The 12,353-nt window shown below is 62.6% G+C and carries 11 protein-coding genes; 7 read left to right on the top strand and 4 right to left on the bottom strand.

What is annotated here, in order from left to right; genetic code table 11:
- Window positions 1-33: 33 nt before the first annotated feature.
- A complete protein-coding gene (locus KVP70_RS25470) occupies window positions 34-2,121 on the bottom strand; it encodes a 3-hydroxyacyl-CoA dehydrogenase NAD-binding domain-containing protein (RefSeq protein WP_217945223.1) in 2,088 nt (695 codons plus the stop codon).
- A gap of 192 nt (window positions 2,122-2,313) precedes the next feature.
- Between KVP70_RS25470 and KVP70_RS25465 the strand changes: the two genes are divergently transcribed.
- A complete protein-coding gene (locus KVP70_RS25465) occupies window positions 2,314-3,006 on the top strand; it encodes a DUF4197 domain-containing protein (RefSeq protein WP_217945222.1) in 693 nt (230 codons plus the stop codon).
- Window positions 3,007-3,071: 65 nt separating this feature from the next.
- Here KVP70_RS25465 and KVP70_RS25460 read toward each other — a convergent pair whose 3' ends face one another.
- Both KVP70_RS25460 and KVP70_RS25455 read right to left on the bottom strand, forming a co-directional pair.
- A complete protein-coding gene (locus KVP70_RS25460) occupies window positions 3,072-4,160 on the bottom strand; it encodes a type II asparaginase (RefSeq protein ID WP_217945221.1) in 1,089 nt (362 codons plus the stop codon).
- A gap of 94 nt (window positions 4,161-4,254) precedes the next feature.
- The gene (locus KVP70_RS25455) at window positions 4,255-5,262 is read right to left on the bottom strand and encodes a porin (RefSeq protein WP_217945220.1); all 1,008 of its coding nucleotides are present in this window, start codon (window positions 5,260-5,262) and stop codon (window positions 4,255-4,257) included.
- Window positions 5,263-5,776: 514 nt separating this feature from the next.
- On the opposite strand from KVP70_RS25455, the gene KVP70_RS25450 reads away from it, so the two are divergent.
- Entirely contained in the window at window positions 5,777-6,226 is a 450-nt protein-coding gene (locus KVP70_RS25450; protein ID WP_217945219.1) for a MarR family winged helix-turn-helix transcriptional regulator, read from the top strand.
- Complete coding sequence (locus tag KVP70_RS25445) at window positions 6,223-7,662, top strand: MDR family MFS transporter (RefSeq protein WP_217945218.1); 1,440 nt, start codon at window positions 6,223-6,225, stop codon at window positions 7,660-7,662. Before KVP70_RS25450 ends, KVP70_RS25445 begins: the two co-directional genes overlap by 4 nt.
- Here KVP70_RS25445 and KVP70_RS25440 read toward each other — a convergent pair.
- Complete coding sequence (locus tag KVP70_RS25440) at window positions 7,641-9,287, bottom strand: 3-(methylthio)propionyl-CoA ligase (protein ID WP_229225084.1); 1,647 nt, start codon at window positions 9,285-9,287, stop codon at window positions 7,641-7,643. The two genes, KVP70_RS25445 and KVP70_RS25440, sit on opposite strands and share 22 nt — an antisense overlap.
- A 228-nt stretch (window positions 9,288-9,515) precedes the next feature.
- Here KVP70_RS25440 and KVP70_RS25435 point away from each other — a divergent pair, with 228 nt between their 5' ends.
- From KVP70_RS25435 to KVP70_RS25420, 4 genes are read left to right on the top strand one after another with little or no spacing between them, the layout of a single operon-like run.
- On the top strand, window positions 9,516-10,913 hold the full coding sequence (locus KVP70_RS25435) for a protein adenylyltransferase SelO (protein ID WP_416053844.1): 1,398 nt from the start codon (window positions 9,516-9,518) through the stop codon (window positions 10,911-10,913).
- A gap of 14 nt (window positions 10,914-10,927) precedes the next feature.
- The gene (gene msrB / locus KVP70_RS25430; protein WP_217945217.1) at window positions 10,928-11,323 is read left to right on the top strand and encodes a peptide-methionine (R)-S-oxide reductase MsrB; all 396 of its coding nucleotides are present in this window, start codon (window positions 10,928-10,930) and stop codon (window positions 11,321-11,323) included.
- A 13-nt stretch (window positions 11,324-11,336) separates the two neighbouring features.
- Entirely contained in the window at window positions 11,337-11,966 is a 630-nt protein-coding gene (locus KVP70_RS25425) for a septation protein A (RefSeq protein WP_020703278.1), read from the top strand.
- A complete protein-coding gene (locus KVP70_RS25420) occupies window positions 11,963-12,235 on the top strand; it encodes a BolA family protein (protein ID WP_217945216.1) in 273 nt (90 codons plus the stop codon). The genes KVP70_RS25425 and KVP70_RS25420 overlap by 4 nt, the downstream gene beginning before the upstream one ends.
- Window positions 12,236-12,353: the final 118 nt, after the last annotated feature.

The following is a 12,353-nucleotide window of genomic DNA, read 5'->3' as shown; positions in this document are numbered from 1 at the left end:
AAATTTATCTGGGGGTGTGAGTTTTTCCCCACATCAACTATTAAAGCCCTTGCCCTCTTCGGCCAGCTTGACCAGCAGCGGCGCCGGCTTCCAGGCGCTGCCCTGGTGGCCCTGGGCGTACTTGTTGATCGCCGCCAACACGTTCGGCAGGCCCACCGTGTCTGCGTAGAACATCGGGCCGCCGCGGAACAGCGGGAAGCCGTAGCCGGTCAGGTAGACCATGTCGATGTCCGAGGCGCGCAGCGCGATGCCCTCTTCCAGGATGTGGGCCGCTTCGTTGACCATCGAATACACCAGGCGCTCGATGATCTCCTGGTCGCTGATCTTGCGGCGCGCCACGCCGATATCGGCCGAGTGCTGCACGATCATGGCGTTGACCTGCTCGTTCGGATAGGCCTTGCGGTCGCCCGCCTTGTAGTCGTACCAGCCGGCGCCGGTTTTCTGGCCGTAGCGGCCCATCTCGCACAGCAGGTCGGCGGTCTTGGAGTAGCTGATTTCCGGCTTCTCCACGTAGCGGCGCTTGCGGATGGCCCAGCCGATGTCGTTGCCGGCCAGGTCGCCCATGCGGAACGGCCCCATGGCGAAGCCGAACTTCTCGACCGCCTTGTCGACCTGCTCCGGCAAGGCGCCCTCTTCCAGCAGGAAGCCGGCCTGGCGGCTGTACTGCTCGATCATGCGGTTGCCGATGAAGCCGTCGCACACGCCCGACACCACGCCGGTCTTCTTGAGTTTTTTCGACAGCGCCAACGCGGTCGCCAGCACATCCTTGCCGGTCTGCGCGCCGCGCACGATTTCCAGCAGCTTCATGACGTTGGCGGGGCTGAAGAAGTGGGTGCCGATCACGTCCTGCGGACGCTTGGTGAAGCCGGCGATCTGGTTCAGGTCCAGGGTCGAGGTGTTGGAGGCCAGGATGGCGCCCGGCTTCATCACTTCGTCCAGCTTGCGGAACACGGCTTCCTTGACGCCCATTTCCTCGAACACGGCTTCGACCACGATGTCGGCCTGGCCGATGTCTTCATACGCCAGCGTGCCGCTGACCAGGGCCATGCGCTGGTCGAACTTTTCCTGCGTCAGCTTGCCCTTCTTCATGGTGTTTTCGTAGTTCTTGCGGATCGTGGCCAGACCCTTGTCCAGCGCTTCCTGTTTGGTCTCCAGCATGACCACCGGAATGCCGGCGTTGAGGAAGTTCATGGCGATGCCGCCGCCCATGGTGCCGGCGCCGATCACGGCGGCCTGCTTGATGGCGCGCACCGGCGTATCGGGCGGTACGTCCGGCACCTTGCTGGCGACGCGCTCGGCGAAGAAGGCGTGGCGCAGCGCCTTCGATTCGGTGGTCTGGATCAGGTGCAGGAAGCGTTCGCGTTCGAACTTCATGCCGTCCTCGAACTTCATCGTGACCGAGGCGGCCACCGTTTCCACGCACTCCAGCGGCGCCGGGAACGGGCCGGACATGGCCTTGACGGTGTTGCGCGAGAATTGCAGGAAGGCCTCGTGGTTCGGGTAGTCGACTTTGCGGTCGCGCACTTTCGGCAGCGGACGCGCATCGGCGATGGTTTCGGCGAAGGCCACGGCCGAGCTGACCAGGTCGGCGTCGGCGGCGAACACGGCGTCGAACAGCGCGGTGTTGGCCAGCTTGTCGGACAGTACCGGCGTGCCGGAGACGATCATGTTCAACGCCATTTCCAGGCCCAGCACGCGCGGCAGGCGCTGCGTGCCGCCGGCGCCCGGCAGCACGCCCAGCTTGACTTCCGGCAGCGCGATCTGCGCGCCCGGCATCGCCACGCGGTAGTGGCAACCCAGCGACAGCTCCAGCCCGCCACCCATGCAGATGGTGTGGATGGCGGCCACCACCGGCTTGGTCGAACCTTCGGCGGTGGCGATCAGCGTGTGCAGGCTGGGCTCGGCCAGCGCTTTCGGCGAATTGAATTCTTTGATGTCGGCACCGCCCGAGAAGGCCTTGCCGGCGCCGGTGATGACGATGGCCTTGACGGCGTCGTCCGCCAGCGCCTGCTGGATACCCTTGACCGCCGCCGTGCGGGTGGCCAGGCCCAGGCCGTTGACCGGCGGATTGTTCAGCGTGATGACGGCAACCGTGCCGCGGACTTCATATTCAGCAGTCATGTCTCTTCCTTATGTTTTAGTGGAGCTTTAATAAGATCGTCAGCCCACTCACTATACCGCATAAAAGAACGGTCGTATTATTTTTTTTATTGACCTCATGGCGTGGTACAGGATGGGGTGGCAGCATACGTGGCGCTAGGTTAAAGTAGCGCCATGCCGGCAGCCGCCGGCCATGCCACTATGAGGTCTGCCATGTCTATTTCCCGCCGCGCCGCCGCCCTGCTGCTCCCCTTGACGCTGGCCGCGGCCAGCGCCTATGCGCTGTCGCTGGCCGATCTGAGCAACCAGGACGCCACGGGCGGACTGAAGGCGGCGCTGGACAAGGGCTCGTCGCTGGCGGTGGCCAAGCTGGGAGCGGAGCACGGTTTCCTCAACAATGAGAAGGTGCGCATCCCGCTGCCGAAAATCCTGGAACAGGCGCGTCCGCTGCTGAAGATGACCGGCAAGGGCCAGCAGCTCGACGACCTGGTGGTGCAGATGAACCACGCGGCCGAGGCGGCCGTGCCGATGGCCAAGCCGCTGCTGGTGGACGCCGTCAAGTCCATGAGCATCACCGACGCCAAGAACATCCTGACCGGCGGCGACACCTCGGTGACCGATTTCTTCCGCGAGAAGACCTCGCCGAAACTGGCGGTGCAGTTCCTGCCGATCGTGAAGAAGGTCACCGACCGCTCCGACCTGGCCAACAAGTACAACACCGCGATGGCGATGGCACCCAAGCTGGGCGTGCTGGCCAAGGAACAGACCACGGTCGAGGGCTACGTCACCCAGCGCGCGCTGGACGGCCTGTACACGATGATAGGCGAAGAAGAAAAAGCCATCCGCGCCGATCCGCTCGGCGCCGGCAGCAAATTGATCGGCAAGGTGTTCGGCGCCCTCAAGTAACAGCAAGTCTCCTCCCTCAGCCCGGTTCGCCGGGCTTTTTTTTTGCCGCCGGAGTTAGCCGAGTATCAGTAGGTGTAGAACATGCGCTGGATTTCCTTGCTGTCGCTGGTCTTGGTCAGGGCCAGCATCAGCAGGATGCGCGCTTTTTGCGGGTTCAGCGTGTCGGAGACCACGAAGTCCAGCTCATCGTCGTTGGCTTCGCCGTTGCGCGCCACGATGCCCTGGCCTACGCGGGCCGAGCGCACGATCAGCACGCCTTGCTTGCGGGCCGCGGTCAGCGAAGGCAATACCTTGGACGCCAGGCTGCCGTCGCCGACACCGGCGTGGATGATGCCCTTGGCGCCGGCCGCCACCACCGCGTTCAGCGCCACCGGGCTGACGTTGGCGTAGCCGTAGACGATGTCGACCTGCGGCAGCGCGTCCAGCTTGCTGATGTCGAACTCGGTGTCGAGCGTGTGCTTGCGGGTCGACACATGGTAGAAGTAAGGCTTGTTGCCCTGGAAGTAGCCCAGCATGCCCAGTTCCGGCGTCTTGAAGCTGTCCGGGGTCGAGGTGTTGGTCTTGGTGACGTCGCGGGCGCCGTGGATCTGGTCGTTCATCGCGACCAGCACGCCCTTGCCGACGGCTTCCTGGCTGGCGGCCAGCAGCACGGCGTTGTACAGGTTGATCGGGCCGTCCGCCGACAATGCGGTGCCAGGACGCATGGCGCCGACCAGCACGACCGGCTTCTTGCTCTTGACGACCAGGTCCAGGAAATAGGCGGTCTCTTCCAGCGTGTCGGTGCCGTGGGTGATCACGATGCCATCGACATCCGGCTGGGCCAGCAGCACGTTGACGCGCTTGGCCAGCGTCAGCCAATGCGCGTTGCTCATGTTTTCGCTGGCGATCTGGAACACTTGCTCGCCCTTGACTTGCGCCACCTTGGCCAATTCCGGCACAGCCTGGATCAGGCGCTCGACACCGACCGTGGCGGCGGTGTAGCCGACCGTGGTGGTGCTGGTGGCGCCGCTGCCGGCGATGGTGCCGCCGGTGGCCAGGATGGTCACATGGGCCGATGGCGCGGCGTCAGCGGCGCGCACCGCTGGAACGGCCCCGGCCAGCAGCGCCAGGGCGCACAGCGCGGACAACAGACGGGAGGAAATAGGAACGTACATAAAGTCTCCAAGAAAGATAAGGGGATGGAATAGGGTCTGGTCCCGAAAGGGCTCAAACCCCGGTGGTGCTTTGTGGGTTTTATTCGCCGGGATGTCAGAACTTATGCCGGATACCGACCGCCAGTGCTCGCGATCCATCTCCAGCAGCCGGCGCGCTGCCGCCGCTCGATGCATCGCCCACCACATTGGTGGCGGCCAGCTCGTTGCGGATGGTGCCGAATGAACTGTAGAGGTTGGTGCGTTTGGAAAGCGCGTAGGTATAGCCGACCGCAAGCTGTCTGCCGCCCCGCTGGGTCGCGGAACGGTCCTGCTTTTTAACATACGAGGCCAGCAGCTTGCCCTGTCCGAGTGGCACCGAGGCGCCCAGCAGGAAGTCGCGGAAATCGCCGCCGACGTCGTTCTTTTCGGTTTCATACGCGGCGTGTACGGTCGCGGGGCCGAAGTTGTAGCTGGCACCCAGCAGGACCTCTTTCAGCGTATTGAAAGACGTGACCTTCAGGCTGTCATATGCCAAGGTTCCCACCAACGGGCCCGCAGCGTAGTCGATGGAAAAAGCGACGGTACGCCCCAAAGAGCTATCGCCGGCCTGTTCGCCCAAACCATACATCACGGTGGCGGACAGTCCATTCAGCTTGGGCGATGCATAGCTGATGGTGTTATTGGTGCGTGCCGTGCCGATGCTCATCAGATTGGTGGCGGCACCGGTAAAGCCGGTTTCAAAGGGGTCGATGCCGTCCAGCGCGATGAAGATCGGGTTGCATTGACGGCCCAGGTTGACGGTACCGGCGCTGGTGGTCAAGCCGACATAGGCATGGCGGCCGAACAAGGCGCCGTTCTGGCGCGCCTTGCCGGTGTCGAGATCTAGCCCGTTCTCCAGTACGAAGTGGGCGTTCATGCCATTGCCCAGGTCCTCTTGCCCCTTGAAGCCCAGCCGGCTGCCGGACTGCACGCCACTGGCCAGCTTGGTGACCGCGCCATCGGCGCCCCCTGTTTCGCGGGCGATGCCCGCGTCCAGTATGCCGTAGACGGTGATGCCAGATTGCGCCGAGGCGGCGCCGGTAGCGGAGGCGAGCAAGAGACCAGCTACTAATGATGCTTTCATAAACGATCCAATAAGTGTGTGCGATGGGTACAAGCACGCGACCGGGCACACTGGAACGCCACACCCGAAAATCGAGGGTGCAGCGATACCCGCCGGATCTGCGGGAGCAAGGTCCGGGCTCGGTCAGCCGTGAAATTAGCGATGGAGTGGCGCGCTATCGGCGCCTACGTCAGGAAGCTGCCCTGCGCGTTCGGGTGGGAATTACTTTGTTCATTTTTCTTTGTCTCCGTTGTATTTGTAATTAAAAAGCGCTTCGAAGCGGATGGCCGCCATCGAATGCACTTTTCACAACAGAGATAGCACTATCTGTGCCATGGCAATGGCAAGCCGGACTATTGAGCCAAATCATTGATTACATGAGGTTCTTGTGGCATGAGCGTGGCCAGGCGCCTGTGCCCGAGTATGAAATGTCATACTCGGAATTCGAGCTGCGTATCAATTTCGATTTTCTTTGACTTGATGTCCGGCCCGGCATCGCTTAATATAGATAGGTAGCCTACCTATATTAAATACCATGACCAAAGAACCCGCCATCCCCAAGGAAGCCGTTGCGCTGGCCGACGAGCTGAGGACCGCACTGCATCACGTGTTCCGCCGCATCCGCCAGGAAGGCGACAGCGACCCGCACGGCCTGACTCTGCAACACAAACTGCTGCTGTCGACCATCAGCAAGGCGCCCGGCATCGGCGTGGCCGAGCTGGCGCGCATGGAGAAGCTGCGCGGCCCGACCATGAGCGGCCACATCAAGGCCCTGGAGAACGCCGGCCTGGTGCGGCGCGCTGTGCCCAATCCCGAGGACCGCCGCCGGGTCGGCCTGCTGCTCACGCCTCAAGGTGAGGCGGTGATCGAGGACATCCGCAGCCGCCGTCTCGACTGGCTGGCCCGCAAGCTGGCGCAACTGCCACCGGACGGCGCGCAGGCGCTGCGCCACGCCATCCAATACCTCAACGAGATCGGTGAATGACGATGCCTACAGATACCGCGCCGGTCACGGCCAAGGAAATCCGCGCCATCTACATGGGACTGGTGATCATGATCGGCCTGGCCGCGCTGGACCAGAGCATCGTGGCCACCGCGCTGCCGCGCATCGTCTCCGACCTGGGCGGCATGGCCCATCTGTCGTGGGTGGTGACGGCCTACATGCTGGCCTCCACCGCCACCATGCCGCTGTACGGTAAGCTGAGCGACCAGTACGGCCGCAGACCCTTGCTGTACACGGCCATCCTCACCTTCCTGATCGGCTCGGCCCTGTGCGGGATGGCGCAGAATATGACCGAGCTGATCGTGTTCCGCGCGATCCAGGGCATGGGCGCGGGCGGCTTCCTGCCGCTGGCGCAGATCGTCATCGGCGACCTGATACCGCCCGCCGAACGCGGCAAACGGCAAGGCAGCATCGCCGCCGTGTACGCCGTCACCAGCGTGCTGGGGCCGGTGATGGGCGGCCTGCTGACCAGTTGGCTGTCGTGGCACTGGATCTTCTACGTCAACCTGCCGATGGGCGCGCTGGCGCTGTATGTGATCTCCAAATCCCTGCACCACACCAGTCCGCACCGCGAGCACAAGATCGATTACCTGGGCTCGGTGCTGCTGACCAGCGGCGTCACGGCAGCGCTGCTGGTGCTGGCCTTGGGCGGCACGCAATGGCCATGGAATTCCGATGAAGTGAAGTACCTGAGCGGGCTGGCGGTGGCACTGACCGCCGCCCTGCTGTGGCATGTGCGGCGCGTGCCGGAGCCGGTGCTGCCGCCGGACCTGTTCCACAACCGCGTGTTCAACGTCGCCAGCGTGGTGCTGGCGCTGACCTTCGTCGGCATGATGGGTTCGAGCGTGTTCTTCCCGCTGCTGTTCCAGATGGTGATGGGCGTCAGCCCGGCCAATTCCGGCCTGTTGACGATGCCGATGATGGTCGGCCTGGTGATCGCCTCGTCGTTCAACGGCCGCGTGCTGGCCAGGTCGGGCGGCCGCTACAAGCCGGCGCAGACGATAGGCCTGAGCCTGGCGACCTTGTCGTTCGCCGTGCTGGCCTGGGGCATCGCGCACTCGGCCGGCTACCTGGCGCTGGAACCGGCCATCTTCGTACTGGGCGCGGGTCTTGGCCTGGTGATGCCCAACATGACGATGGCGGTGCAGAACGCCCTGCCCGCCACGCGGCGCGGCGTCGGCACGGCGATGCTGGCGTTCTTCCGCTCGCTAGGCGGGCTGGTCGGCGTGACCGGTTCCGGCGCAATCCTGGCGCAGCGCCTGCACGGACAAGCCGCGACGGCCGACCTCTATCGCCACGCCATCGCCAGCATCTTCACCACCGGCACGGTGCTGGTCGGCCTGGGCTTGATGATGCTGATATTCTTGCCCGAGCTGCCGATGGGCCAGCAAGCGCCTCAGGCGGTCGGCAAGCGATAGTCCCGGTACTGCTCGCGCAGCTTGTTCTTCTGGATCTTGCCGGTGCCGCCGACCGGCAGCGCGTCGGCAAACACCACGTCGTCGGGCAGCCACCACTTGGCGACCTTGCCCTGGAAGTGGGCCAGCAGATCCTCGCGCTTGAGGTCCTGCCCCGGCCGCAGCACCACCACCAGCAGCGGCCGCTCGTCCCACTTCGGATGGGCGACGCCGATGCAGGCGGCCTGCATCACCGCCGGATGCGACATGGCGACGTTCTCGAGGTCGATGGTGCCTATCCATTCGCCACCGGACTTGATGACGTCCTTGCTGCGGTCGGTGATCTGCATGAAGCCGTCGGGGTCGATGGTGGCCACGTCACCGGTCGGGAACCAGCCGTTTTCCAGCACGTCGCCGCCCTCGCCCTTGAAGTAGCGCGAGATGATCCACGGCCCCTTGACCAGCAGGTGTCCGTAGCTGACGCCGTCCCACGGCAGCTCCTTGCCGTCGTCGTCGGCGATCTTCATGTCGACGCCGTAGATCGCATGGCCCTGCTTCTGCAGTATCTTGCGCTGCTCTTCCTTGCTCATGTCCAGGTGCTTGGTCAGCAGGCCGCCGGCTGTGCCCAGCGGCGACATTTCGGTCATGCCCCAGGCATGGATCACCTCGACGTCGAACTCGTCGATCAACGTGCTCATCATGGCCGGCGGACAGGCCGAGCCACCGATCACGGTGCGGCGGAAGGATGAGAACTTCAGCTTGTTCTGCAGCGCGTGGTTGATCAGGCCCAGCCAGACGGTCGGCACGCCGGCCGAGAACGTGACCTGTTCTTTTTCCATCAATTCGTAAACTGATTTGCCATCCAGCGCCGGGCCGGGGAAGACCATCTTGGCGCCCGACAGCGGCACCGAATACGGCAAGCCCCAGGCGTTGACGTGGAACATAGGCACCACCGGCATCACCGTATCGCGCGACGAGACGTTGAGCGCATTCGGCATGGCCGAACCGTAGGCGTGCAGCACGGTCGAGCGGTGCGAGTACAGCGCGCCCTTGGGATTGCCGGTGGTGCCGGAGGTGTAGCACAGCGTGCAGGCGGAGTTCTCGTCGAACAGCGGCCACTCGTACTCGGGCGAATGGGAATTGATCAAGTCCTCATAGCACAGCAGGTTGGGAATCTTGGTCTCGGCCGGCATGCGGTCGGCGGCGCCGAACAGGATGAAACCCTTGATGCCCTTGCACAGCGGCGCGAACGCCTCCACCAGCGGCAGGAAGCAGAAATCGAACAGCAGGTACTGGTCTTCGGCATGGTTGCAGATGTAGGCCAGCTGGTCGGGATGCAGGCGCGGGTTCAGCGTGTGCAGCACGGCGCCCGAGCCGGATACGCCGTAATAGGCTTCCATATGCCGATAGCCGTTCCAGGCCAGCGTGGCGACGCGGTCGCCCATGCGCACGCCCAACCCGTGCAAGGCGTTGGCCAGGCGCTTGGCGCGCTGCTGGCAATCACGGAAGGTATAGCGGTGCAGGTCGCCTTCAACCCGCTGCGAAACGATCTCGCTGTTGGCGTAGTGCCGCGCGGCGAAGTCCAGGATGCTGGACACGAGCAGCGGCTGATTCATCATCTGGCCCATCAGCGGACTCTGTGGATACATGTATGCGGGCTCCTGGAAAAGTTGACTTTATAGGAATGAGTTTGGAATGTCCGCACAAAGACCGTCAATGCATTTCGATGCTGCACCGCAGCAGTCGTCCGCTGCGGTAAAATCGCAAGCTCACGCCCTGCGGGGCCTTACTGCGAAACGGGAACTGCCATTACTGCCTCTAAACTGCCGCTGGACAACTCCTTCGCGTCCCTGCCGCCCGCTTTTTACACCCGCCTGATGCCGACGCCGCTGCCGGCGCCTTATCTGGTCGCCGTCAGCGCGCCGGCCGCCGCGCTGGTCGGGCTGACGCCTGGGCAAGTCGCCGACAGCCTCGACGTCCTGGCTGGCAATGCCACGCCCGAGCGCGCGCTGCCGCTGGCGGCCGTGTATTCCGGCCACCAGTTCGGCGTCTGGGCCGGCCAGCTGGGCGACGGCCGCGCCATGTTGTTCGGCGACGTCGCCACCAGTGTAGGGCCGATGGAACTGCAATGGAAAGGCGCCGGACTGACGCCCTACTCGCGCATGGGCGACGGCCGCGCCGTGCTGCGCTCGTCGATCCGTGAGTTCTTGTGCTCGGAAGCGATGCACGGCCTGGGCATCCCGACCTCGCGCGCGCTGTCGGTGGCCGGTTCGGACCAGGGCGTTTTGCGCGAAACTGTGGAAACTTCGGCCGTGGTGGTGCGCATGGCGCCTACTTTCGTGCGTTTCGGCTCGTTTGAACACTGGTTCTACCGCAACAAGAACGACGAGCTCAAGCAGCTGGCCGACTACGTCATCGACCGTTTTTATCCGGCGTTGCGCACGGAAGCAAATCCTTACAAGGCGTTCCTGGCCGAGGTGACGCTCCGCACCGCGCACATGATCGCCCATTGGCAAGCGGTCGGCTTCATGCACGGCGTGATGAACACCGATAACATGTCCATCCTCGGCTTGACCCTGGACTACGGCCCGTTTGGCTTCATGGAAGCCTTCGATTCCGACCATATCTGCAACCACACCGACCAGCAAGGCCGCTATTCCTACGCCAACCAGCCGCAGGTGGGCCACTGGAATTGCTACGCACTGGGCCAGGCGCTGCTGCCGCTGATTGGCGACGTGGACGAAACCCAGGCTGCGCTGGACGTCTATCAGCCGGAGTTCGCCGCCCAGATGGACGAACTGCTGCACGCCAAGCTGGGCTTGACCTCGCTGGCAAAGCACACTGAAGCCGATCGCACGCTATTTGACGCCATGTTCGCGCTGATGCAAGCGAACAGCGTCGATTTCACCCTCTTCTTCCGCCGCTTGAGCGGCTTGAAGTCGACCGACGCCAGCGGCGACGAGCCCTTGCGCGACCTGTTCATCGACCGCCCGGCCTTCGACGCCTGGGCCATGCAGTACCGCGCCCGCCTGCAAGCCGAGGCCAGCGAAGACGCTGCGCGCAAGCTTGCGATGGATCAGGTCAACCCTAAATACGTGCTGCGCAACTACCTGGCGCAAGTTGCCATTGAAAAAGCACAAAATAAGGACTTTACTGAAGTGGAGCGTTTGCTGTCAGTTTTGCAGCGTCCATACGACGAACAGCCTGAGCATGATCAATACGCCGCCTTGCCCCCTGACTGGGCCAGCCATCTTGAAGTAAGCTGTTCTTCTTAAGCGAGTACTAAGCCATGAGCAATAAAGTAACGAAATCCGACGCCGAATGGCGCGCCATGCTGGACCCTATGGAATACCAAGTCACGCGGCATGCCGCCACCGAGCGCGCTTTTACCGGCAAGTTCTGGGATCACCACGAGCACGGGACCTACACCTGCGTTTGCTGCGATACGCCACTGTTCCGCTCCGACGCCAAATTCGATTCCGGTTGCGGCTGGCCGAGCTACTTTGAAGCGCTCGATCCCGCCAATGTCATTGAAAAAACCGACCGCACCCATGGTATGCTGCGCACCGAAATCATTTGCGCGGTGTGTGACGCCCATCTGGGCCATGTGTTCCCGGACGGCCCGCCTCCAACCGGATTGCGTTATTGCATCAATTCGGCCTCGCTGCGCTTCGACCCACAATAACGTTTGAGACACCATGAAATTTCTGTTCGACCTGATACCGGTGCTGCTGTTCTTCGCTTCCTACAAGCTGGCGGGATGGAACGCCGACGCGTCCCAGCACTTCATCAACACCTATCTGAGCGGCATCGTCTCCGGCGGCACGGTGACGCCGGACCAGGCGCCGATCGTGATCGCCACGCTGATCGGCATCCTGGCGACTATGGCGCAGATTGCCTACATTAAGCTGCGCGGCCGCAAGGTCGACTTCCTGCTGTGGTTCTCGCTGACCATGTTTGTATTCTTCGGCGGCCTGACCATTTACCTGCACGATGAAGATTTCATCAAATGGAAACTGAGCATCGTCTATTGGTTCTTTGCGTCCGGCCTGCTGATAAGCGAATTCGTCTTTAAAAAGAATCTGATGCGCAAGTCGATGGAGGAAATCATCCAATTGCCGGACCTGATCTGGAGCCGCCTGAACCTGGCCTGGATCAGCTTCTTTGTCGCCATGGGCTTCCTGAACTGGTATCTCGCCTTCGTCTTGTTTAAAGGCGACACCAGTTCGTGGGTCAACTTTAAAGCGTTTGGTTCGACCGCGATCATGTTTGTGTTTATCATCGGCCAGACCATCTATCTGTCGCGCCACATGAAGGATGAAGCATGAGCGATACCCGTATGGAGCGCATGCGCAGCCGCTTCCAGGCCGCCCTGGCGCCGCTGGAACTGACGCTGGACGACGACTCGGCGCTGCACGCCGGCCATGCCGGCGCCGCCTCGGGTGGGGGGCATTACAACGTTCGAATTGTTTCGTTACAATTCGAGGGGCTCAAACTCGTCACAAGACATCGACTCGTGTATGATTCCGTGCACGATATGATGCATAAAGAAATTCATGCATTGGCCATTACCGCATTGGCTCCGTCCGAAGTATGATGTAGCGCTTGGTTTGGGAACGGTCGCCATCGGTTTCAAAATAATTGAACACAAAGACTGATAGCTGATCCAACTCTTGCCCAGGCAATTTCGCTAAAACTTTCCCCTTACAGGAATT

Origin of the sequence: Duganella violaceipulchra (genome assembly GCF_019166075.1) — a bacterium.
In the GTDB taxonomy this organism is placed as follows: domain Bacteria; phylum Pseudomonadota; class Gammaproteobacteria; order Burkholderiales; family Burkholderiaceae_D; genus Rugamonas; species Rugamonas violaceipulchra.
The sequence above is the reverse complement of the archived record's forward strand: the minus strand, read 5'-3'. Positions and strand labels throughout refer to the sequence as shown.